The organism is Duncaniella freteri (genome assembly GCF_004766125.1).
Classification (GTDB): domain Bacteria; phylum Bacteroidota; class Bacteroidia; order Bacteroidales; family Muribaculaceae; genus Duncaniella; species Duncaniella freteri.
The window spans coordinates 1763595-1786296 of the sequence record NZ_SJSA01000001.1 but is presented as its reverse complement, the minus strand read 5'-3'; the positions used below and the strand labels follow the sequence as shown (position 1 = coordinate 1786296).

General features: G+C 49.3%; 24 protein-coding genes and 1 pseudogene. 4 read left to right on the top strand and 21 right to left on the bottom strand.

The genetic code is table 11. The features are described 5' to 3' along the window. The first annotated feature begins 2 nt into the window (after window positions 1–2). Genes EZ315_RS07700 through EZ315_RS07685 form a run of 4 tightly spaced genes read left to right on the top strand, consistent with a single transcriptional unit; the run spans window position 3 to window position 5930 of the window. Complete coding sequence (locus EZ315_RS07700) at window positions 3–4328, top strand: cobaltochelatase subunit CobN (RefSeq protein WP_135471557.1); 4326 nt, start codon at window positions 3–5, stop codon at window positions 4326–4328. Next, the gene (locus EZ315_RS07695; protein WP_135471556.1) at window positions 4328–5011 is read left to right on the top strand and encodes a hypothetical protein; all 684 of its coding nucleotides are present in this window, start codon (window positions 4328–4330) and stop codon (window positions 5009–5011) included. Before EZ315_RS07700 ends, EZ315_RS07695 begins: the two co-directional genes overlap by 1 nt. After that, entirely contained in the window at window positions 5008–5601 is a 594-nt protein-coding gene (locus EZ315_RS07690; protein ID WP_135471555.1) for a MotA/TolQ/ExbB proton channel family protein, read from the top strand. Before EZ315_RS07695 ends, EZ315_RS07690 begins: the two co-directional genes overlap by 4 nt. Next, entirely contained in the window at window positions 5601–5930 is a 330-nt protein-coding gene (locus EZ315_RS07685) for a DUF2149 domain-containing protein (RefSeq protein WP_107032983.1), read from the top strand. The genes EZ315_RS07690 and EZ315_RS07685 overlap by 1 nt, the downstream gene beginning before the upstream one ends. A 171-nt stretch (window positions 5931–6101) precedes the next feature. On the opposite strand, the gene EZ315_RS07680 is transcribed toward EZ315_RS07685, so the two are convergent. The 21 genes and pseudogenes from EZ315_RS07680 to EZ315_RS07580 all read right to left on the bottom strand — a co-directional run bounded on the left by EZ315_RS07680 (window position 6102) and on the right by EZ315_RS07580 (window position 22684). Continuing rightward, window positions 6102–6971 (bottom strand): hypothetical protein, encoded by an 870-nt coding sequence (locus EZ315_RS07680; protein ID WP_170957410.1) that lies wholly within the window; start codon window positions 6969–6971, stop codon window positions 6102–6104. A gap of 307 nt (window positions 6972–7278) precedes the next feature. Continuing rightward, window positions 7279–7923 (bottom strand): annotated as a pseudogene (locus tag EZ315_RS07675) (thymidylate synthase). Next, a complete protein-coding gene (locus EZ315_RS07670) occupies window positions 7924–8217 on the bottom strand; it encodes a hypothetical protein (RefSeq protein WP_175577978.1) in 294 nt (97 codons plus the stop codon). A gap of 174 nt (window positions 8218–8391) precedes the next feature. Further along, on the bottom strand, window positions 8392–9219 hold the full coding sequence (locus EZ315_RS07665) for a DNA adenine methylase (protein ID WP_135471553.1): 828 nt from the start codon (window positions 9217–9219) through the stop codon (window positions 8392–8394). A gap of 30 nt (window positions 9220–9249) precedes the next feature. After that, window positions 9250–9792 (bottom strand): DUF4376 domain-containing protein, encoded by a 543-nt coding sequence (locus tag EZ315_RS07660; RefSeq protein ID WP_242452537.1) that lies wholly within the window; start codon window positions 9790–9792, stop codon window positions 9250–9252. 20 nt (window positions 9793–9812) lie between these two features. Continuing rightward, complete coding sequence (locus tag EZ315_RS07655; protein ID WP_135471552.1) at window positions 9813–11396, bottom strand: gp53-like domain-containing protein; 1584 nt, start codon at window positions 11394–11396, stop codon at window positions 9813–9815. Window positions 11397–11418: 22 nt separating this feature from the next. Then, complete coding sequence (locus EZ315_RS07650; RefSeq protein WP_135469412.1) at window positions 11419–12369, bottom strand: tail fiber protein; 951 nt, start codon at window positions 12367–12369, stop codon at window positions 11419–11421. A gap of 2 nt (window positions 12370–12371) precedes the next feature. Continuing rightward, the gene (locus tag EZ315_RS07645; RefSeq protein ID WP_135469414.1) at window positions 12372–12881 is read right to left on the bottom strand and encodes a hypothetical protein; all 510 of its coding nucleotides are present in this window, start codon (window positions 12879–12881) and stop codon (window positions 12372–12374) included. Next, window positions 12865–13713: a hypothetical protein gene (locus EZ315_RS07640; RefSeq protein WP_135471551.1), complete on the bottom strand. Its 849-nt coding sequence runs from the start codon at window positions 13711–13713 to the stop codon at window positions 12865–12867. The genes EZ315_RS07645 and EZ315_RS07640 overlap by 17 nt, the downstream gene beginning before the upstream one ends. 66 nt (window positions 13714–13779) lie before the next feature. Further along, window positions 13780–14079, bottom strand: a complete 300-nt coding sequence (locus EZ315_RS07635) for a LysM peptidoglycan-binding domain-containing protein (protein ID WP_135469417.1) — start codon at window positions 14077–14079, stop codon at window positions 13780–13782. Beyond that, window positions 14076–14357: a hypothetical protein gene (locus EZ315_RS07630; protein WP_135469420.1), complete on the bottom strand. Its 282-nt coding sequence runs from the start codon at window positions 14355–14357 to the stop codon at window positions 14076–14078. The genes EZ315_RS07635 and EZ315_RS07630 overlap by 4 nt, the downstream gene beginning before the upstream one ends. An 8-nt stretch (window positions 14358–14365) precedes the next feature. Then, window positions 14366–15001, bottom strand: a complete 636-nt coding sequence (locus EZ315_RS07625) for a DUF6046 domain-containing protein (protein WP_135469422.1) — start codon at window positions 14999–15001, stop codon at window positions 14366–14368. After that, window positions 14998–17166 carry a phage tail tape measure protein gene (locus EZ315_RS07620; protein ID WP_135471550.1) on the bottom strand — a complete coding sequence of 723 codons (2169 nt, stop codon included), beginning with the start codon at window positions 17164–17166 and terminating at the stop codon, window positions 14998–15000. The genes EZ315_RS07625 and EZ315_RS07620 overlap by 4 nt, the downstream gene beginning before the upstream one ends. 412 nt (window positions 17167–17578) lie before the next feature. Continuing rightward, a complete protein-coding gene (locus tag EZ315_RS07615; RefSeq protein WP_135469428.1) occupies window positions 17579–17917 on the bottom strand; it encodes a hypothetical protein in 339 nt (112 codons plus the stop codon). 156 nt (window positions 17918–18073) lie between these two features. After that, window positions 18074–18505: a hypothetical protein gene (locus tag EZ315_RS07610; RefSeq protein WP_135471549.1), complete on the bottom strand. Its 432-nt coding sequence runs from the start codon at window positions 18503–18505 to the stop codon at window positions 18074–18076. 23 nt (window positions 18506–18528) lie between these two features. Then, window positions 18529–19707 (bottom strand): DUF2586 family protein, encoded by a 1179-nt coding sequence (locus tag EZ315_RS07605; RefSeq protein ID WP_135471548.1) that lies wholly within the window; start codon window positions 19705–19707, stop codon window positions 18529–18531. Continuing rightward, on the bottom strand, window positions 19707–20084 hold the full coding sequence (locus EZ315_RS07600) for a hypothetical protein (protein ID WP_135471547.1): 378 nt from the start codon (window positions 20082–20084) through the stop codon (window positions 19707–19709). Before EZ315_RS07600 ends, EZ315_RS07605 begins: the two co-directional genes overlap by 1 nt. Further along, window positions 20081–20467, bottom strand: coding sequence for a hypothetical protein (locus EZ315_RS07595; RefSeq protein WP_135469439.1), 387 nt, complete (start codon window positions 20465–20467; stop codon window positions 20081–20083). Before EZ315_RS07595 ends, EZ315_RS07600 begins: the two co-directional genes overlap by 4 nt. Next, window positions 20394–20879 (bottom strand): hypothetical protein, encoded by a 486-nt coding sequence (locus tag EZ315_RS07590; RefSeq protein WP_175577977.1) that lies wholly within the window; start codon window positions 20877–20879, stop codon window positions 20394–20396. Before EZ315_RS07590 ends, EZ315_RS07595 begins: the two co-directional genes overlap by 74 nt. A gap of 85 nt (window positions 20880–20964) precedes the next feature. Then, the gene (locus EZ315_RS07585; RefSeq protein WP_135471546.1) at window positions 20965–21594 is read right to left on the bottom strand and encodes a peptidoglycan recognition protein family protein; all 630 of its coding nucleotides are present in this window, start codon (window positions 21592–21594) and stop codon (window positions 20965–20967) included. Between the two features lie 7 nt (window positions 21595–21601). After that, window positions 21602–22684 (bottom strand): hypothetical protein, encoded by a 1083-nt coding sequence (locus EZ315_RS07580; RefSeq protein ID WP_135469442.1) that lies wholly within the window; start codon window positions 22682–22684, stop codon window positions 21602–21604. Window positions 22685–22702 lie beyond the last annotated feature (18 nt).

The window sequence follows — 22702 nt, the reverse complement described above, 5'->3', positions numbered from 1 at the left end:
AAATGACAAGAAAAAAAATAATTCTTGCATCAGTAGCAGTGGTGATTTTAATTACCGTTGCTATTGTTGCGTGGAGAAGCATGGCATCATCCACAAAAATAGCGTTCGTAAACTATCAGCCAATCACTCTCGGAGAAATCGGTAAAGCCAATGACAACTCTTTCATTAAGATAGAAAATCTTGATGTCGAAGATTTAGAAAATGCCTCTAAATTCGATATGGTATTTGTCAATGGAATGGGATTGAGAATCACCGAGGAGCAGCGTGAGTCATTGTCAAAGGCAGCGGAGTCCGGCACACCCGTAATAACGACAGCTGCCACAAATCCCGACAATTATATCGTATCAACCGATTCCGTTGACACGGAATTTCTGAAACAGTACCTTCAAGGCGGTGGTCGTACGAATTATAGAAGTATGCTCAACTATGTAAGAAAATATATAGATGGCAAAAAACTGTTTATTGGCGAAATCAGCGACCCCAAACAGGCACCAAGCGGAATGTTTTATCACCAAGACCCCAAGGATCCTGACAATGAAATGTTATATTTCGATTCATTGTCTGAATATAGGAACTTTCTAAATGAAAACAATTTGCTTAAATCCAACTCTCCTGAAATTATTCTGACCGGACAGATGGGGGTCCCCGATGAATTGATAGCCGAATTGGAATCAACAGGCAACATCGTTTACCCCATTTCAAATATCCAGCAGGCAATCAACAACGGAATAACAGACAGTATTTCCCCATCGGCAATGATAAACATGGCTCACGGAAGGATGGGCGATGTCGTCGTGGAGTATCTGAAAGAAAAGAATATACCTCTGTTTTCGCCATTGAATGTCAATCGCGATTATAATGAATGGATGGATGACAAGATGGGTATGAACGGTGGTTTCATGTCCCAGAGTATCGTGACTCCTGAGATTGATGGTGCTATAAGACCTTACGCCCTATTTGCTCAGTATGAAGGTACCGACGGAGTGCCGGTGATAAAAGCTATTCCTGAACGACTGACTGAATTCGTTGAGACTGTCAATAATTATGTGAGTCTAAGGCATAAGTACAATAGAGAGAAGAAAGTTGTAATTTTCTACTTCAAAGGTCCTGGACAAAATTCTCTTGTCGCCGAAGGATTGGAGGTCGCACCCTCTTTATACAATATGCTCAACCGGCTCAAACTGGAAGGATACAAAGTGGATAACCTTCCTTCATCACTCGCAGTGTTTGAAAAATTGATTAATGACCGTGGTCGGGTATTCGGAAATTACGCGACAGGGGCAATGTCTGATTTTGTCAAAAAAGCCAATCCTGAGATTATAACCCGCTCCGATTATGAAAAATGGGCTGTAAATGACCTCGGTCAAGAAATGTCGGAAGAGATAACAGCTGTTGACGGTGAGTTTCCCGGTCATGGTCTTAAGACAGACAACGGAGATCTTGCACTTGCCAGACTTCAATTCGGCAATATTGTCCTTATTCCTCAGACGGCAGCCGGACTTGGAGATGATGATTTCAAAATTGTCCATGGTACGGATATGGCACCCCCTCATGCTTACGTTGCCTCTTATTTATGGGCTCGTAACGGCTTTAATGCTGATGCCATCATCCATTTTGGAGCACACGGTTCGCTGGAGTTTACACCGAGAAAGCAGGTGGCACTCGGCAGCCGTGACTGGTCAGACAGGCTGGTCGGCACAATACCTCATTTTTATATCTATTCCACAAGTAATGTAGGTGAAGCGATGATGGCAAAACGCCGCAGCTATGCCGGAATCATAAATTATCTCACCCCACCATTTCTGGAAAGCAATGTGCGTGGTATTTACAAAAACCTGACTGATGCAATAGCATCCTATAATAAAGAAGTCGAATCAGATAATCCTGACAGCAGTCGTCTTGATGCGGCCTCACGACTCGTGAAGAAGTATGTTGTAGAGCTTGGAATACATAGAGAACTCCGATTGGACAGTCTTATTTCAAAACCCTACTCTGCAAGTGAAATTTCCAGAATAGAGAGTTTTGCAGAGGAACTTGCCAATGAGAAAATCACAGGCGCATTATATGTTATGGGAATACCATACGAAAAGGATAAACTGAAATCGACTGTACTGGCGATGACTGTTGACCCGATAGCGTACAGCCTTCTTACTCTTGACAAACAACGTGGCAAGATAAAGGACAATAAGTCTGAAGGATTGGCATTCACCGGTCGATATTTGACACCAGCGCGCACACTTGTAGCAAATATTCTTGCGGAGAACCGCTTAGCTACCGATGCCGAGATTTGTAAAATTGCCGGTATTTCTATGACTGATTTGCAGAGTGCCAGAGCTGTTACCGAAGACATTAATGGTTCAAAAGACTTATTCTCGAAGATGATGGTAATGGGGTCGTCCATGCCAATAGCCGCTCCTACGGCTAAATTATCCGAAAGGAAAGAAAGTTCTTCTGCCAAAATGAAAAAAATGATGAATGCCACCGGTATGTCACCGGAGAAAGCTCTTGAAATGGCAAAGAAAATGGGTGCGGATTCTGCTGCAATTGAAAAAATGAGATCCGCAATACAAAGAAAATCATTAAAGCCCCAAAAAGGAGGTGCGAATGCCTCGAATGCCATGGGTATGTCATCTTCGAAATATACTAAAGAAGAGATAGAAAAAGCGTCGGCAATAATGGAGATTGAACGTGCCATTAAAAATGTCAGTCTTTATGCTGCGGCATTGGCTGATAGCCCTGAATATGAATTTGTTTCAGTCATCAACGCTTTGAATGGCGGTTTTATCGCTCCGACCTCTGGCGGCGACCCGGTCCTCAATCCTCTGGTATTGCCGACCGGAAGAAATATGTTTGCTATAAATGCAGAAGAAACGCCTTCGGCTGTAGCATGGGAAAAGGGAAAAACTCTGGCAGATAATACTCTCAAAATGTATCGTGAGGCCCACAACGATTCACTGCCCCGAAAGGTCAGTTATACGTTATGGAGCAGTGAGTTCATTGAGACCGAGGGCGCTACAATAGCCCAGATTTTATATATGCTTGGTGTGGAGCCGCTTAGAGATCCTTTTGGACGTGTGACTGATTTGCGGTTGATCCCATCTGAAGAACTTGGACGTCCGAGAATTGATGTTGTAGTCCAGACCTCCGGACAATTACGGGATCTGGCAGCTTCCAGACTATTCTTGATTACAAGAGCCGTAGAAATGGCATCTCAGGCAAAAGATGATAAATATCCTAACTATGTTTCAGAAGGTGTCGTTGAATCTGAAAAGCATCTTGTAAATAAGGGAGTATCACCCAAAGAGGCTCGTGAGATGTCAACTGCAAGAGTGTTTGGCGGTGTAGATGGCAACTACGGAAGCGGAATACAGGAGATGGTTGAGGCTGGAGACAGATGGGATGACGAAAGTCAGATAGCCGAGACATATATCCATAATATGGGTGCGTCTTATGGCTCGGAGAAAGATTGGGAAAGAATGCGTGATTTCGCGTTTGAGGCAGCTTTGACACGCACTGATGTAGTAGTCCAGCCTCGACAGAGTAATACATGGGGAGCTCTGAGTCTCGACCATGTGTATGAGTTCATGGGTGGTATGAATCTCGCTGTACGTAACGTAACAGGTAAAGACCCGGATGCTTACCTTGCCGATTACCGAAATCGCAGTCATGCAAAAATGCAGGAAGTAAAAGAAGCTATCGGCGTAGAAAGCAGGACAACCATCCTCAATCCGACATACATCAAGGAAAAAATGAACGGCGGTGCCGGGGATGCCTCAGGAATTGCTGATGTCGTAAGGAACACATACGGCTGGAATGTGATGAAACCTGATGTCATTGACAACGAATTATGGAACGACATTTATGATACCTACATAAAGGACAGCCATAACCTCGGCACAAAAGATTTCTTCAAAAACACCAATCCGGCTGCCATAGAAGAAATCACGGCGGTAATGCTCGAAACAGCAAGGAAAGGTATGTGGAAAGCAACCGACGAGCAACTTGCCACGTTGGCTGAACTGCATACAGAAATCGTAAACGAGTATCAACCTTCGTGTTCCGGATTTGTATGCAACAATTCCAAACTTCGTGATTATATCGCGTCAAATGTTGACAAGGCTACTGCCGATGCATATAACAATTCCATCAGTAATATTCGTGCGGAAAATGCCGATGGCGATGATGGAGTAGTCATGAAGAAAGACGAACTGAACAACATTGATAAGGTCACAAGTCGCATTAATAGCGGTGTTGTGCTTGGAATAGTCGCGATATGCGCTCTTATAGTGTTCCTTGTCATAAGACGTCGCAGAAATTTGAATAAATAATGGAGACGGTTGTTATTCTCATCATGTTTATGGTCAGTTTGAGCTTCGTGCTCAAACTGACCTTCATGCGCCCATGGCAAATGTTAGCTGAAGCCATAATTCTGGCATTTGCTACCATATCAACTACAGATATTGCAATCAGCCAGTCGAAAATACAGATTTCAGAATGGCTACAGACTCCGGACCTGATGCTTGACCTGGCGGTAATCCTCACATTGGACGTGGCATTGCAGATAGCATTTTGCCTCTTTATGATTAATAATCCAATAAAAGTCAAAGACAGAATTGTAAAGAATCTGCTTTTGTTTATTCCCGGATTGCTTATATTCCCCGTTTCATTTTATATGCTCGTGCAGATTATATTCTCTAATGCGGGAATGGATTTTAACAATCTAAGCTACTGTCTGGGAATAGCGATAATAGTTTTGATTCCATTACTTGTATATGGTGTGAAATACTTACTTCCTGAAAACTCCGAACGGCTCGAACTGATTTTCTACATTAATTGTATCATTGGGCTTCTTGGAATTATAGCTACCGTAAATGGTCGGACAGCAACAACTGGTGTCAACGAAGTCAATGTTAACTCCTTACTGGCAATTATTGGAATCGCTGTAATCGGCAGTATTCTTGGGTATCTTCTTTTTCGCAAAAATCAAAATAAACACAATAATCAATCATGAATGTAATTTCAAATATCCTTTACTGGATTTCGACAGGACTGCTTGTACCTGTCATCGTATTGCTGATCTATTTCTTTATACGGTCAATAATCCTCATCGGCGGATTCTTCGGACAGTATATGACGGAAAAGAAGACCGCAACAATATTGGACAAAAAGGTTAAGGATCTCAATCCTTCAAACATCAATGACTTTCTTGCGTCTTTTTCAGACAGGAAAGGGATCTTGGTCATCGACTATCTGAATGAAATCTATAAATCAGCTGATAGCCCTGCGAGATTGGATATGCTCGTATCAGAATACGAGCTTGCCGCAGAGAAAAACATCGCGACATCTAAGATTCTTACTAAAATGGGCCCGATACTTGGTCTTATGGGGACACTGATTCCGATGGGACCGGCTCTCGTAGGTCTCGCTACAGGAGATATAGCTTCTATGGCATACAATATGCAAGTAGCTTTTGCTACAACTGTGGTGGGGCTTGTGGTAAGTGCTATAGGATTTGTAACACAGCAGGCTAAGGAACGCTGGGCGTTGCATAATCTCATGATTCTTGACTTCATTGTTCAAACACTCAAAGAGAAAAAATAATGGCACGAAGACGTTCTATACTCCGGCGCGGAGAGGATTCTGATCCTATGAGCGTCGTGAGCAATCTTTTTGATGTGGCAATGGTGTTTGCCGTAGCTCTGATGGTTGCTCTTGTAAGTCGCTACAATATGACGGAGATGTTTTCACAAGAGGACTTCACAATGGTCAAGAATCCCGGCAAAGAAAATATGGAAATCATAACAAAAGAGGGCGAAAAAATCAATCGCTACACTCCATCGGAAGAGCAGAACTCTTCCGGCAACAAAGGTAAAAGAGTAGGAACCGCCTACGAACTTGAAAACGGAGACATCATTTATGTACCCGAATAAATAGTTATAGCTGAGCGTTCGTATTACGAAGACACTTCACAGCGATGTAAGGTATTTCGTCGTAGCACCGGAATGTCTCCTATGGAATATCGTTTGAAAAACCGATAAATATTGCTTTAAAACGAAAGACAGCCGACAGCATAACATAAATTATGACTGCCGGCTGATCTTTTAGAGTTTGGGCCCGGCTGCACGGTTATCGGCTTGCCGCTTTGTCCCGACAAAGAATCCTCCGGGTGGAGTGGCTCCGCACCCTCCGATTACTATGCGGGAACTTAACGGCTCACGCTGGTACGGATTGGTAGGCTCCGCCACCATTGACTTTTTGGAATCGGTGGACTGGGCCGGTGGCTCGACGGTGTTGACCTGCTTGTTAACCTCGCCGTCCTGTTCCTCTTTCTTGGGAGCGAGGGTGGCGGTGATTTTGCGGTCGAGGGCGGCGAGGTCGGATTTGAGTTGCTTCAACTCGTCCTCCTTACCCCACGGTTTGGAGACGATGGCTTCGAGCTGGGGAACGTCGGCTTTGAGTCTGGCGGTTCGTTCCTCAAACTGGGCGATGATGCCGGGTATCTTTTCCAGTGCGTTGACGAAGTTCATGCAGGCGGCATGGGTGTCGCTCATGGCGATGAAGCCGTTGTTGTACTTGTATTTCAAGTTGCCTTCAACTACAAAACGGTTCTGCACACTCTCGTGACCGTCAACCACCGTCGGCTCGGATATGATGGAAATCGGGAATCCGTAAATCTCACCGATACGCTGGTAACGACGGTTGGTGTTGGTGTTAATCGCCAGACCTTGCAGGTGGATACCCATATTCTTTTCATCGGTAAGCCGGCAGGAGTCGATGGTGAGGTTGTTTATCGGGTTGCCGTCCTTGTCACGCTGTACCACAGCCTCGTAACGGGCATAATCGGCTTTCATCTGCGCAACCGTCGCCTCGTTGTTGGCTATGTCGTGGGTAATCATCTGCAACTTTGACCCGGAATCAGCGCGTCCCTTGCCGAATGATTTGCGCTCACTCTCCAGCGAGGCTATCTGCAAGTGGTATTTTGCAGAGTATGTCGCGAAAGGGAAATTGCCTTGACAACGCAGTTATGGAGAATTTCTTCGGGCATCTATAATCGCCAAAACGAAACGTGCAACTTTCTAAAACGAAACGAGCAAAACTTCTCTTTTTTCGCTTCCTTTTTTCTCTGACTCATTCGACCGCTTAAACACCAATTAAACGCTGATTAAAAGCCTTTGAAATTGGCTTAAAATCAGCGTTATTTTCATGCCTTTTATTTGGTCAAGTCAGCAGATTTTTGTAACTTTGAAGTAGTTAAATTGATCTCGTTTGCACTTGCTTTCACACGTTCAGATCAAACCTTGCAGTTTCATTTCCGGCCAAGAGTTCGCGCGTTCTTTCTATGTTGTTGGCATAAATGTGAACATTTCCCAGATTCAGCGTTATAGACTTTAACGGCGCTTCGATTTGTCGCGCTATCAAATATAAATGGTAAATGTCAGCTGGCAAACCTAAGTTTGCGTCACTGCTTCTCTGATAGGCTGACAAAACGAGTTCTCCATCATCGAGCTGGAATTGAATGAGGCTTAAGCAAGGAGCTTGGTTGGTTTCCGCTCCTGTTGCTCCTAGGAACAGCACATAGTTTTTGCTGCTCCGTTTTTCCCGGTTGATTTGCTCAATCAAAGCCGGCAGTTTCTCAAAATAGGTCGGATAACTGTTAATGAGGATTTGCCCGCAATAATCCCACCAGTTTATCCCGGCTTCTCTGTACTTGGTCAGGTCTCTTTATCCAGCCATAAACAGGGTTAATTCATTGCGCAGCTTCTTGCGCGCGATGTTGTGTCCCTCGAAAATCTCCAGCAGGTCACAAGGCGTTAAATGCAGCTGCTCATTGAGCAAATACATTATGTCACCTTTTTTATTGCTCTGTCGTTTGCCGTGCTGCAATATCTTGCCGAGCATGGCGTAATACTTGTTTGGTGTCATTCAATGCGAATATAGTCCATTTCTGTGAGTTCTGTGGCATATCTTCGGCCGTTCGTAGTGAAACGCTTTTGCAGTCGCCCCCAGACGCTTCACTATGTCATAAATATTGCGCTCGCTGACGTTGTAACGCTCGGCCAAGATTGCGACAATATAACTGACCTTTTCGCCTCGTTTCCGCGCATTCTGGTAGTCCTCAAACAGTCTTACATATTTGTGATCGCTCGGCTTTGCTCCGGCGTCCTCCAGCTTTTCAATTACTCCACCGCATAATTTTAATGCTTCGTACACTGTCATTCAGCATTTTTTTCGTAATTTTGCAACTCCTACCACATATCAGCAGAAGCACCGAAGCACGAGTCAAAGGCTTTTAGCCCCCGGCTTATGTGCTTCGGTGCATTGTGTTTGTATGTGGTAGGATACTGCAAACTAAGCCGGGGGCTTTTTCTATGCCTCCGCTTTGTAGGCGAGTCAGAGTCGCGTTATCATCATATCGTTAAATTTAGCTTGATAGTTCAGCGTGTTTGTGCGCTGGCGTATTTCCGCGCCCCACATTGGTGCCGCTTCCCGGTACTCATCAGCGAGCCACTGGCAGAGCTCGACAATCTGCGACTTGTCGCTTGTGAAATAAACGTATTTCGTACCTTTAAGCAGCCGCAACACGTTCAGATAGTCGGTCAGCTTCCAATAATTCTCATACATTCCGCACTCTGTCGTAAGATACGGCGGGTCCATGAGGAACAACACACGTGGATTGTCACGGTGCAGGTCAAACAGATCCTGGTAATCAAGATGCACGACTTCCAGTCCGTCCAGATAGCCGTCGGTGCGGTAGTCACCGCTGTGGACGCGGTTATACATCGTGTGTCTGCGCAGTTCGTCCAGGCTCTTGGCCCACTTGCCGGAGAAAAGCACGGAGCGACCTATTGTAAGAATATCGGCATAGCCATTTTGTTTCTCATAGTCGTGCACTATATCCAGGACGTCGGCGCACTGCCGGTCTGAGAGGCGCTTGTTGGGTTCAACACCAGTTAAACACTCTTTAATTGCCCTTAAAATTCCATTGGTCTGCTCCACGGCCGCCAGTCTGTCGACATAGCGGTCGAAGTCGTTGTACACCACCCGGCACCCCGGGAGCACCCTTTTTGCCGTGTGCGACAGCAGCCCGGAACCGCCGAAAAGGTCCACCACCGTATCAATCTCACCTACTGCCTGCTCCAGCACCTCGATAAAGGTCCGGAGGAAATAGCGCTTCTGCCCCATGAAGGGAAGCGGCGCGCATTTGTAGATCCTATCCATTTACAAAATCTGTTTGACCATATTAAGTTTTCATACAGTGAAACATGGCCTATCAGGATAGCCGGTCTTGAAATCGTACGCCTCTATATCCTCCTTGGACCGGAGCCCCCTTATCGCTGCTGCATGCTCACGTGTGGCATTGTTGCAGTCTACAGTATAGATCTCAATCTGTCTCAGGATTCCTACAGCCTCTGTAATCGGCATGATAAAACGATGATCGCCGAGCCATATGCTCGTCTCTGTCCTGCCGCTTGCCTGCTCCACCGATATGGAGTTCATCAGCCCCACACGCGTAGCCTTGTCAAGCCATCCGGAGACACCTCCGATGCTGATCGTGTTTACAGCCGAAGAGCGGTCGTACTCCTCCAGCTCTTGGAGTTTGATAATCCTGAGTTCTTCGATAGACGGCTCATACATCCTGAGGACAGGGATCCCTGTCTCATCCTCCAAAATTAACAGCCCTCCATCCTGCCCTTCCAACAATTCTTTGTAATACTCCATGGAGATCTCTACACCTCCATCAACCGGTTTGCTATAGAAGCCATCCCTCCAATACATATTGTCGCCTTCCATTTTTTGTAATATGTCTGTTATTAACCTTTGCCGACAGCTATCCAAAAGAACCTTTCCTTGTTTTTTTGGTTGGCTGACACTTTAAAACTGCCTGCTGATTTGTTGCATATGGTTCTGCCGACATAATATGTCTGATATGAACTGTCAGCAGTGGTCAGTATTGAATAAGAGGTGTCGACAAATGAGTGTGGGAAATATATGGTCTGTACACCATAGGTATCCTGATTATCAGACGGGTGCCCCCACTGTATTAAAAATCCGTCATGAAATCTGTAATAGCCGTTTTCAACAAGCCGTTTTGATAGAGCCTCGTGTTTATGGCTGTTTATCACTCCCGTCAGGACCGCCTCAATTGCCGCCTTTGTCACTGTGGCGTCACTACCTTTGGGCGCCCTTATATTAACAGCCGCGGGGTTTGTGAGCCCGCCGTTGTTGCTCCATGTCAGATTGCCGGACGAGTCCACCACAGGTGTGAACACAGCCCCCTTGTCTCCTTTATCCCCCTTGTCTCCTTTGAGGTCCTGGAGCTGGGATGAGAGCAGATAGTCCCCCTTAGGCTGATAGACAGAATCATGGTTGTGGCTGCCTCCTGCCTTGCTGTTCCATGCAGACTTCTCGGCATCCGTCACAAACCTGTGTGACGCGTCCCCGGTCACCTGTGCCGCCGTATGCGTGTGCGTTGCCGGCGCGTAATTACCTTTAGGCTGATAGGTGGAGTCATGGTTGTGGCTGCCACCTGCCTTGCTGTTCCATGCAGACTTCTCGGCATCCGTCACAAACCTGTGTGACGCGTCCTCATTCACCTGTGCCGCCGTATGCGTGTGCGTTGCCGGCGCGTAATTACCTTTAGGCTGGTAGGTGGAGTCATGGTTATGTCCAGATGGCGATGCTCCTACCTGTGTGGCAGTCACCTGATGCGGATTGTCCCTGCTGCTGATATGTGAGATTAGCGATGACACCGCCTTCATGAGTTTACCGAAAGCAGATGACAGCTTCTCTCCGCTTGACAGGTCTGTCAGAGACGGTGCCATCGTGTAGGTGGGGGTCTGGTCATTTGTCGCAACATTCGGGACATTGCCGAGCCCGACTTGCGATTTGTTGACACGGTGTGGATTATCGGTGTCCGAGACATGCATACGTATACCCAGCTCCAAAGTGTCTGCCCTTCCATCGAGCGAGTCAATGCTCATCTGCTGGTCCCTGTCCGTATCATGCAGTGCTGAGATCTCTTTGTCCTGTGACGAGTCCTTCGTATGGATGACCTCAACTTCGGCATTCAGTGAATCAATCTCCGTTTGTTGCCTCTCATTCTCGGTCTCCAGATCCTCGATACACCCGGATATATTGTCAAAACGCTCATCCGATGTCTTCTTGTGCGTCTCATAATCTCCCTTTAGTTCAATGTGTTGCCGTTCCAGCTCATGCCCTTCCGAAGCGACATACTTGCTGTTGAGCTGCTCCGCTAGCCCCTCCACCTGTATTACGGGGATAATGCTTTCCTCCTTGTGCACGTAGCTATCGAGCCAGTCGGCGAACTGCTCCTCCGTCGGGTACTTCCCACGACGGAACCACGCTTTTAGCTGTGCTATTGTCCTTATTGCCATAATCTCGGGTATTTATTTATGTCTACTTAACGCGCATTATGTATGCCAGCACATAATATGGGGGGCGGTTCTCGTGAGCTTCACCCTTGCCATAGTCCAGTGTGTTTATCCCATGAGGTGAACACTCGAATATTGTTGTGGCATTAGGCCAGGAATTGCTGCCGTGCCCTTTCCAGTCTCCGCTTCCCCCTTTCCACAGCATCTCCTCATGGCTGTGACGGGGTATTGTCTCCTCCGTGAGCGTCACTTTCTTCAGTCCGCCGCCGGTCCCGGGGCTCTCATAGTCCCGGTCACTGTCATGGAGACCGACAACGAAACGTCCCCTCAGGTCAGGTACCCTGAAATAACCATCCTGGGTCGTGTACCTTACGCCGTTCGCGTTTACCGCAGTGTTGAATGTCGAGCCAATGGCATTGAACAGCTCCGGATGATCGGACTTCCTTAATGGCTGTCCGTCACATAGCACATAGCCTTGTGGCACCCGGGAACCGGCCCACATCTGGACTATCCCCAACGGTGCCGGCTGAACGGTCGCCAGCTCATTGCGGAGCGACCGGTTCTCGTCCATCAGTCCCTTTATGCTCTTAATGTCTGTGAAGCTCTCCCAGGTGTAGTTTTCCTCTCCTATGCCGGGCGCAAGACTCCGGCGCGTGTAGGCTTTCGGGTAGTCCGTATTATTGGCACTTACCGGGATTGCTTCTTGTTTCACATACATGCCGCTTGTGGTCGGTCCGCCATCCCAGGGCAGAACCTCACCCTCCGGCGCGTTCTTGGTCCTTACGAATACATAGCCAGCCCCCCTGCGGGTCCCCTCGCTGTTGGGCTCGCAACCCCAGAGAACCACACGGTCGCCTCCTATGTTGCCGGCAATGGCTGCAAGTGCCACCAGTTTTTGCAGATAGTCCAGCGTCTCGCAGTCCAGAGGAAAATCTTTGTTTGCCTGTGTCAGAAAATTACCTAATATTTTGTCCATTGTCATTTATGGTTTATAGCGTAGCGTTTGCCCGCCAGTTTATACATGTTCAATATTGCCCGTAGTCTCGTTTCCGTCTCGGCCGTCCACAGTTCCTCCGGCACCGTCACCCAGAAGTCATAACCGCTCGTGCCGTTGAATCCCTCCCGGTGTATGCTCACCGCGCCCGCGCCTCGCCGCGGCACCATCACCCACCGGTCCATATCGCGAAGCCATACCGCCGCAGCTTCCCGGTTTCCGACACTGTCGCTGTCCTCTATCTCTATGCGGCGCAGTCCCGGGTCAAACTCATCATTAAGTGCCCCGCACAGCTTGCACACCTGCCCGTTATGTCTCAGCCGGTAACTTGTTGCGCTCCTGTATGCGCGCAGCTCCTGGAGCAAACGCCCCAGCGGGCTGACCCCGGCATATATCAGAGCCCCGGAAAGCGGGCGCCGTAGCCACGTCGGCAATGTCAGCAGCGCCAGCCGCTTGATATTTACATTATAGGTTCTGTCAGCCTTGTTCGTCATACGCTTTCATGTTTACAGTTATCGCCCCTGGTCTGAAATAGCCCGCTGCGGGGGTCAGACGCGCGTTAATCTGTGTCGTTGTACTCTCGTTTACGGCCTGCGCGGTGCTACCCCGCAACTCCACTATTTTCACCCCCTCTACCTCTTGCAGGCGGTCAACGAGGGCCATATTCGTATATTCGCCGTTAAAAGGCAAATTCTCAATATAATCGCAGATCACATCACGGCATGCGGTTTGAACAACGGCAGGATCCAGCATAGCATTGTAGTAGATATCCACAGTACAGTCGAATGTGTCCGCCTCCATATTCACAAGTGCGGTGCGCACGCCGGCATCCTTAATCTCGTTTATATAGGCTTTCAGCTGCTTTTCCTGTTCCGCTGTTATCGGTTTGCGCACTCCGCCACTCTCTCCGGCTACTTTTATTGTCAGCAGACTGGCATCCTTGCTCTCCATAGCGACCGCATGTTTTACGACACACGCCGCCGCTATATCCCCCTCAGTCATTCCGGTAGTGTCGTATGTGTCGCTGTCCTGTTCAAGCTCGTGGCCTGCCATGAAGCGGAGCACCTTATCGCGGTACCATTTCGGGCGGTGGGCTATAAGTTCCTCCAGTTCCGCCGTTACCTCCGCTTTGTGCCTGCTTACAAGCCGCTCGACGCTCCAGGCACAGACCGCCCAGACATAAAGCAAAATATTTTCAACACTTGCCGCACCGAATATGTCGCCGAACTCTGAGCCCGGGGTAAACCCGTACAGTTCCGCCGCAGACTCATTGCGCATAAACTCGCGTGCGATCTCTGTTTTAATTTCGTTAATATTGCGTGCCATTTTACTACTCATTTAATAGCTGTTTAATCGATTTTTAATCGCTCTGCCTAAGCAGAGAAATGCTGTTTAACTCACGATAAAATCTATTTCAATGCCCATAAAGCCAATACCGCCGTAAGGGCAAGCCGCCATATCTTCCGGGCTTATTTCGGTTGCCGGCTCCACCTTGTGCGCCTTGTAAAGTTCAACGGTTCGGGTGTCTCCACCCTCCACCGGTACCGGAACTATCAGCACACTCCCATCCTCCAGCCGGTCGGTTATGCTCATACCGTTAGCCTCTGCCAGTGCGAGCACCGTTTCAATGTGTCCGCCCGTTTGCAGGGCAATATCAAGCAGTGTTTGCCTCTCTTTCGCTGTCGTTCTCATCGTTCTATGCTGATAGTTCCGTCAGTCTCCATTACTACACGCTCACAATCGACCCCGCAACCGCGTAACATCTGGCGAACCTCACCGGGCCACATTACATCGGGCTGACCGGCGCGAAGTCTGCCGGCTTCACCGCCTAAAAGGGGGTGCTCCTTAATGTCTCCGCGCATGGTGGTGACAACCGCCTCGGCGGTTTGCCCCTCGGTGTCTCCAATCGCTATGCGGCCGTGTTCGGTCAGCAGGTCGCCGGTGATACTGTCAATTAACATGCCTTTCATCGCTGTTGTTATTTTTTCGGTTGCTCATAATCGGTGCTGAATATCTCGTAATCTTCATCGCTGACCGCGCTGATTTCAACTACCTGATAATTGGCTTCTGTCATTTGGCTGAGGGAATAACTTCTAATCACAAGCCGCCCGATATTCAAAGCGTCTAAAAATTCGCTGTGAACTCTCAGAGCCTCATTTGCTTCCAACAGCTTGCGAACTTCCCGCACCTCATTGGTCGGCCATTTATCGGCTATCTCTCCACCCTCGACACATTGCAAGCCCAGCACGATATTAACCGCCCAATCGCCGGCGTTTATATACTCTTTCACCGTGCCGTCTCTACCGGTCAGAGCCGTGCTTATAATCCTATGTTCTCGGCTGGCTGCTGCCACTGCATCGGCAAATGTCAGCCCCACGCCGTTTTCTCGCTCCAGTCTGAGGGGGCAGAGTACCCAGCGCCCCTCCCAATATTCCGGGTCGGTGATAGGCTGCCCAATCTCGTGCACGGTTATGCCGTCACGCTCAGGACTTCCGCCCAGTTCCTTGAAGCGTATAAGTTTTTTAGCCATGTGCTGCCCCCAGCTCATAGCTGCAAGATCTATGCTGACAGGTAATTTTTTACCTCCTAAGCTCGGTTGTGGAATTAGGCTCATGACATTGCTAATTGTGTGTCGTTTAGCGCCCCCATAAGGGTCTCCAAAATAACAGCCTTGACCTTTTCGGTACTTTCGCCGACAGTCGCGGTGTGTATCTCGAAGCGCTCGACAAGTTTGTCAATATTTACAGTTATGTTTCTTATTTTTCCGCCTCCGTCACTGCCGGATCCTTTGCCGCCTGTTCCACTCGCACCGCTCAGAGTGTTGCCGGTGGGGTTGACTTCCGGAACAGTCACCCCCGGAACCGTCGCACCGCTTCCGTTGGTTGTTGGCTTGTTTCCTTTGGGACTCTTTTTGCCCTCTTTTTGGGCGGACTCTGCCATTTCGGCATTGTAAGCCTCATTAAACGCCTGACCCACCTGTTTGCCGTAGTCACTGAAACCGGCTTTTAACTTTTTCAGGGCTGCATCTATTCCGGAGGGGGATAAATTGAACGCTGCTTTTATCAGGTCGCCGATTGCTCCAAAAGTGTTTTTAGCAAGTTCGCCGATACCGGTAAAACAAGCCTTGAACGCCGCCCATGTGCCTTTGAGAACCGCGCGGAACTTTGCCGACGTGTTCCAGAAGTAAACGCCTATTGCGATGAGGGCGGCAATGGCTGCCGCTATCCAACCAACTATCGGAATACTGCTAATTGCGACCGAAACGGCGCGACAAGCTGCCGAGGCAGTAGTGGCAAAAGTTCCGAAAGCTGTTGAAGCAATGCCGGAGAATGTGGCGGACGCTGTGCCACTCGTCACAAGTGACAATATGAGTGCGCCCAGACCTTTCAGAGCGTTAAAAACTCCTACGGTGGCAAATCGAATTAACCCTATTGTTGCGCGTCCCATATTACCGATAAAGCCCAGTGATACCATGTTGGTAGTTGAGAGTGTGCCGTTCATCAGCGCGAAGTTAACGCCGGCTGCACGAACCCAACCCACAACACTGCTCCACATACTTGCCCATTTGAGATTTTTAATTAACAGCATTAGTCTCCAGCCTGCTGTAAGTAATGGGGCAAGTTGAGCAATCGGCACAAGTGCAGAAGTCAGGACACCGCACCATAACGAAAAATCGCCGGTGGCTTGGAATATGGTAATTTTGAAGTCCTCAAATTGTTGGTTTACTCGTGCCTGACGCTCGGCGTAACTATCCATAACAATAGCCGCCTGCTCTGTGGCGCTATTAGTCCCGGTCACTGCTTCCGTAAAACCTCGCAGGGCATCCGTGCCTTGAATAAGAGCTCGCGCGGCGTTGGCGTTCTCAACCCCGAAGAATTTAGATAACAAAGCGGAGTCGTTGAGCATTGGTTTAAGCATTTCCAAACGCTCTTTTAGGCTCTTGGAGTTGTCGCCTAATGCCACAACGTCAATACCTGCCTTTTCCAGTTCCTCGCGTGCCTGCTTTTCAACAAATCGCCCTTTGCTGAGCTGACCCAACACGTTACGGAGTGCAACACCACCTTCACTCGCTTTTTTACCGGCTTTGTCAAGCACCTGTATTGCGGCGTTTGTTTCCTCAAAGCTGACGTTAGCCGCTTTTGCTGCCATACCGCACTGCTGGAGGGCCGCACTTATTGCCGGAAGCTCTGCGGATCCTGCCTGACCTGCTGCCGCCATTACGTTCATCATACGCGCCATTTCCTCGCTGGCGGCCATTGGGTCCTCCATACTTACGCCGTACTGGTTCATCGCCGTAGTCAGTACCTGTGCAGCCGCCACACCGTCACCACTCATCAGCTTGCTGGTCGTCTGTATGCAGCCGCCCATTGCGCTGAGTGCTTCGGGATATTTACCCAGTTCCGGGCTAAGCTGTGAGAGCAGTAGTTTATAACCCTCGACGGCTACGCTGGCATCAGTACCGAAAGCCTTTGCACTCTGTCGTGCAAAGTTCTCAATCTGTTTCAGTCCGTCACCTGTAACACCTGCAACCGCGCTGAGGTCGTGCATTTGGCTGTCCAGTGTTACACCTGCACTACTGAGCTGATTAAATCCGTCTGCAATGCTCTGGGCTATATTTTTGGCATAATCAAAACTACCCAATACGGAAGCAAGCCCGGTCATTCTGTCCCGTGCTCCTTCAACTTGACCCGTAAAACGGCCGGTCGCATCCGTCATGCCGTTTATATTGTTGGTAAAGTTGCCGCCTATATTAAAAATATAGTCAAAAACGCTTGCCATATCGGTGATTTTTATTATATTTGTGGTGTATTACAATTAACACGGTTTATTATGTTCGACTTAATTTTTTCACTTATTGCAAAGTTGGGCGCATTGTTTGTTATGATTACCCTGATTTTTATGGTAGTCGGCTTTTTCCGTGTTATGTTTAAGGGGCGTGGTAATGGTTCGTCTAATAACCCCGGCGACTCCTCAATGTGGGGCTAACTCTTACCCTCGCCGAACAGTGACGCGATAAGCTCCGCCCGGTTTCGGTTTCTCCAACGCTCCAGCCATATAGCCTCGCAATAGAGCTGTGCCCATTCTTCCTCCGTCTCTATTTTAGCAATATCGACGTTTAGATTAGCGCGGATCAGGGCGCACCCCTTGGCGAAGCCGTCCTCCTCGTCAGACTCCGCCAGTGTGTGCGCCTCTACAAGTTTTTTATTAGACCCTGGAAGCCGTTGAGCACTTCACCCAACTTCTTTTGAACAGCCATGAAGAGCAGCGCATCGGTGCGCAGTTCCTTACTACCGCCCAGCCAGCAGTTGTCGAACATCACTTTACCGGCTTCCACTTCGTCGCTTTTTGCAACCTTGGTTACAGCCTTGAGAGTCTCCAGAGTGGGACGCTTGAAATAGCCGATATGCACCTCGTCGCCGTCCTGAATTTCAACTGCGAAACTTTTGCGGTGCTGAGCCTTGAAAGCGTCAACCTGTGCTTCGGTCAAATCGCCGTTAAATACTTTAGGGGTGTTGTTAACCTTTTCCATGCTTTTTAATCGGGGGTTAAATGTTTTTTTAATCGATTTTAATCGCTCTGCCTAAAACAGAGAATAACTGTTTAAGTTTGATTATTATTGACCGTTAAGGGGGTCAACCCTTAACGGCCTTAAAAGGGTGCGAAATGGGGATTATGCAGCTTTGCCTCATTCGATATGTGAGGGAACGAGCGGAAGTTCTACCTCCTGCCCGGTGTCTCCCTCTTTCCACTTGCGGGTATTGCTTGAAATATGGCAGTTGCGGATCTTGTCAGTTACCACGACCCCATTTTCAGGCAAATAACTCACCTGTATTTCAATGGGTGGGAGGTCTTGCAGTCGTCCGTTCACGCTCTGGGATTGAAGCGCCACAACTTCCTCGTGGTAGAGGGTAATTTTAGCGGAGGGGGTTATACGTCCTTTTGCACGTCCCACCGGGTGACGCCCTGCGCCCCACTTGTTAACGATTTCCTGCTCATCGCCATACTCCACACCTGTAATGCCGGTAACAGGCACACCGCCGACAAGTACGACAATATCAGCCCACGCAACTAACATGCCGTTAACCATAGGCACGCCGTTTTTAATGCTTACGTTCATTGCTTTTGCCTTTTGTGTTTAGGTTATACGGATTTAGCGAACCCGATTTTTATTCTTATATGTCGCATAACCGGGACTGCAACATTCTTGATTACGAACTCTACCAGGCTGGTGCTTGCGACATCCTGCTCCGGGTCTATCTCAACTTTGTAGCCGCTAAGTTCCCCGGCTCGTTCCATAGCCTCGAGGGCTTGGTTTGCCACAGTTTCCAAATGCGCCACAGTATAGCTTGCCAACTGTCCGGTGGAAGCGTCCACATATACGTTGCCGCCGAGTTCCGGCTTCACGTATGTACGTATGCCGCGCACAGCCTTATCCATAGTTCGCACGCTCTCAATGGCTGCGTAGTCGCTGATTGCGGAGTCCATTGTGTGGCTGTCATTCATATAGCTTCCGGCTTGCCCGGTATGAGTGATAAAGAACAGATAACGCGCCGTGTCAAGTGTCTCGAGCAATGCTTTATCCACATCGCGCAACAGTGTACCGTCACCGAAAGCCGGGAGACTTACACCGGTGGGGAACTCTTTGATCCATGCAATACACTGGTGAACTTTAGCGCTGCTCAGTAAGCCCATAACGACACCCAGACCGCTGACGCTCGCTTTCCCCGTGTTGGTCTTGTCGTCATACAGTTCAGCGCCTTTACCGCTTCCTGCCTGACCTATCACCACGCTGACGCGGCTTTTATTCTCACCCGCAAGGTTAACCGGCATTGTGTTGAGCGTGCCCACTTTCGGGGCGTACACGACAGACAGTTCCGCCTCCTCCCCGGCAAGTGCGTCCGCGACACCCTGCAGGGCCGTGAGGTCGTCACCGCTAAGGGTGCGGTCGCCACACCATACGCCGATCTGACGGATACGGCCGGCCGCAAAGTTCTGCACTGTCTTAAGCTCGGCGAATGTCTGGGACTCACCCTGCGGCTTCTCGAAGATCGCCACATACAGGCTTACAGCCGGGTTAATTCGGTAAAGTTCGCTGAGCTGATAGTGAAGCACACGCACGCCCCAGCTTGCTGCATCCTCCTTAATACCCGCAGCCTCCGCCGCGTCAATGGTGCTGAGTGGCTGCACGTGGTCGGTTTTGAACGCGGCCGGAATATCTGCCGCCGGAAGATAGACCACAAAACCGGTTATATGGTCCTCACCGGGCAGAGACTTGGGGACATTGCCGTTCTGTCTCTGTATATTCAGACTTGTTGCCATTACGCTTCCACTTTTAAGGGTACTGCCGAAAATCCCAGACTTTTGCCATGGTTTCGGGCGTCATTTTCCTGTTTGAAACACTGGCCGTCGGCTGTCACCCATACTGCCGGGAGACTGTGACGCCGGCACGCTGCTTTACCCACAGCAGTAAGGGCGTCAGTTTCCGCCTTTGCTTTGGCGCGGGCTGCTTTCAGTTTTGCGACCAGTTCCGGCTCGGGCTGGTTCTTGCCTTTGCCTGACTTTTTCGCCGAATCTGTCTCTAAGGTTGCCGCGACGTGTGCCATCTCCTCCGCAGTGACGGCGCCGGCTTCATTAATCGTTGCCAGATTTTCCGCTGCGATTTCGGCTGTTGTCTTTTCTTTTGTTTCGTTGCTCATATCTTTTTACGTTTTAGATTATATATTTTCCACCCTGCTACTGACAGGATCAGAACTGCAGCCAATATCAGGGTGGCGACTTTCAACCGTTCCCACAGGCTCGGGGCTTTGGTAGCTGTTACCGTCACTTCGTCAAGCGTGCCGCCGTCAATGGTCTGCACCGCTTCGGTTTCGGTCTCGGCTTTCTCCTCGGCGGTAATATCTGCCGCCTCATTACTCTGCTGCTCCTCGCCGTGGGTCTGCCGGATCTTGGCTTTTAACGGTCTTTGTCCGGTGTCCGGGTCGGGTTGCTTTTCAGTGTCGTAGACCTCAATCTCCGTAACCGTCAGCCCCCGGGTTTGGGTCTCCCTCGTCAGGGTCGCCTCTTGGTGTTGGGTGTGCACCTCGCAACCTTTGGCGCTCGTCGTCACATGCTCCGTTGTTTCCGTCCTGGTGTGCTCCGCGACCTTTCGGTGTGAGCAGCAGCTCGAATTTGACAGGGCAGCTATCAATATGACGACAGCCCCAAATGCGCTCCAGTGCGTTGTTGAGTCTTTGCACATCATTGCGTAAGTTAGTTATTTCGGCTTTGAGCGGCGGCACAATACTTTCCATCAGTATGTCCGCAGCCTTTCGCACGTTTTCAAGCTCATTGCTTTTGACCTCTGCGAGCTTATTATTCATTTCAGCCCTCAGCGTCTTAAGTTCAATGCGGTATTTAGTGCGCTCCAGTTTGCGGCCAACCCATGCCCCTACGGGACCAGATACCGCCGCAACAAGCGCCGATACTATGATTGTTATTATTTCGCCGCTCATTCATTGTTCCAATGCTTTGTCGGCTGCGCTCGGCATAGCCGGAGCAAGCTCCGCTCTGCTCTCACTGGCACGACAATTCATATTGTTACTGTTTAATACCCACTTTTGTGAGCCATTTTTTTACATCGAAGCCGGGGCACGGTTTATTAGCAAATTCGTTATGACCGTGAACAGTAGCGCCGGGGTATTTCTTGAGAAGTTCTTTAACCAACTTTACAAGCGTAGCCTCTTGTGCCGGGGTTCGTGTGTCCTTCCCGATATTTTGCCAATTCGGGGTCTTACGTGGCGGACATCCGCCAACGTAACACACACCGATTGACCGCGTATTATGTCCGGTGCAATGCGCTCCGGCCACTGCCTCGGACCGCCCGGGGCGGATTTCCCCGTTTAGTCCGATAACATAGTGGTAGCCTATATCAGAAAAGCCACGCGCCAAATGGCTTGCTTTTATCCGGGTATTTGAAAACTCCTCACCCTCCGGCGTTGCCGTATAGTGCAGAATGATTTCATCGACCTTGCGCTTTCCGGGTGTCGCGCCCATAGCTGCAAGTGTCTGCGCTCCGGCTATTCCGTCAGCCGTTAACCCCTTACGCTTCTGAAACTCTTTGACGGCTTCCTCGGTCAACGGTCCGAAAATACCGTCAGGTATGAGGTTTAACCGCTGTTGCAGGGCTTTTACCTCCGCGCCTCTGCTTCCTTGTTTCAGTGTAGCCATAGGTTTTTTACGCTTTTGCGCTGACTATTGCCATACGACAATTGGTCTCAGACAAAGGCAGACAAATGCCGTACTGGTCAAAGTTAACGAGGTTGCGGTGGTTCTGAGGGTCGTTCTCGGCTTTACTCCAGTAGAATGTTGTTGAGCCTGCGGCTTTCATCATTCTGCCGGCATAGAACGCAACGGAGCTCTGCGAGTCGGTCGCACCGGGAACAGCACCCCATGCAAGTTTTTTACCTGCCGAGTTGTAATAGGGTGTGCCGTCATATTCGTAAATGTCAAAACCATACAGGCGGCCGATTTTGCCCTCGGTCTGGTTAATGTTGTAATGGTCTTTGAAACGCTGCTCTGTCTGGAGCAGGTCGTTCACATGGTCGGAACAGAGCACCAGCACGCGATCCTGCTTGGGTATACCCATTTTGTCAAAGCTCCTTTTGACTGCCAAAAGGTCAGCCGAAGTCATGAGCTTGCGACCCTCTACAGCTTCGCCGGTAGTGAAAAGCACAGGCACGCCGGTTTTATTCTCATCCGGGGCAATGGCGTGTATTGCACGCTGACCGAACGCCTCGACCAATACATCGCGGTGGCGTTCCTGAACGCTTGCCATTTTGTCGTAACTGATAGCGTGCAGCTCATCATTGGTCACAGGGGTTGCCTCGGTTGTGAACTTGTCAAGACTCACAGGCTTGTCCGCATCCTCCAGAGCAGTAACAGGAATTGGGTAGGTGGTATTATTTACAAGCACCGTGGGGTCACCGCCGATTTCAACGAAGTGGATAACGTCGTTATTTACATACTGGTTATAACTGCGGATTCTTGCAAGCCAGCCCCACGACTCCAGGGCGGTGCGGAACTGTTTGATCTGCTCACCGGTCCATATCTCTTTGAGGACACCGGCACGGAATGAACCCGCGGGGGCTGCCTGACCTAATGCAAGTGCCAGAACATTGCCGGCGATTGCTCCGGTTTCAGGGGCGCAGCCGATTGCCACAGCACAGGTAGCGCCGGCGGCGGCATTGAACGCAACGGCCATAATCATGCAGCTGACTATGCCGAGCAGCTTCTTAAAAAAATTGCTTTTCGATTTCATTGCTGTTGTTGATTGTGT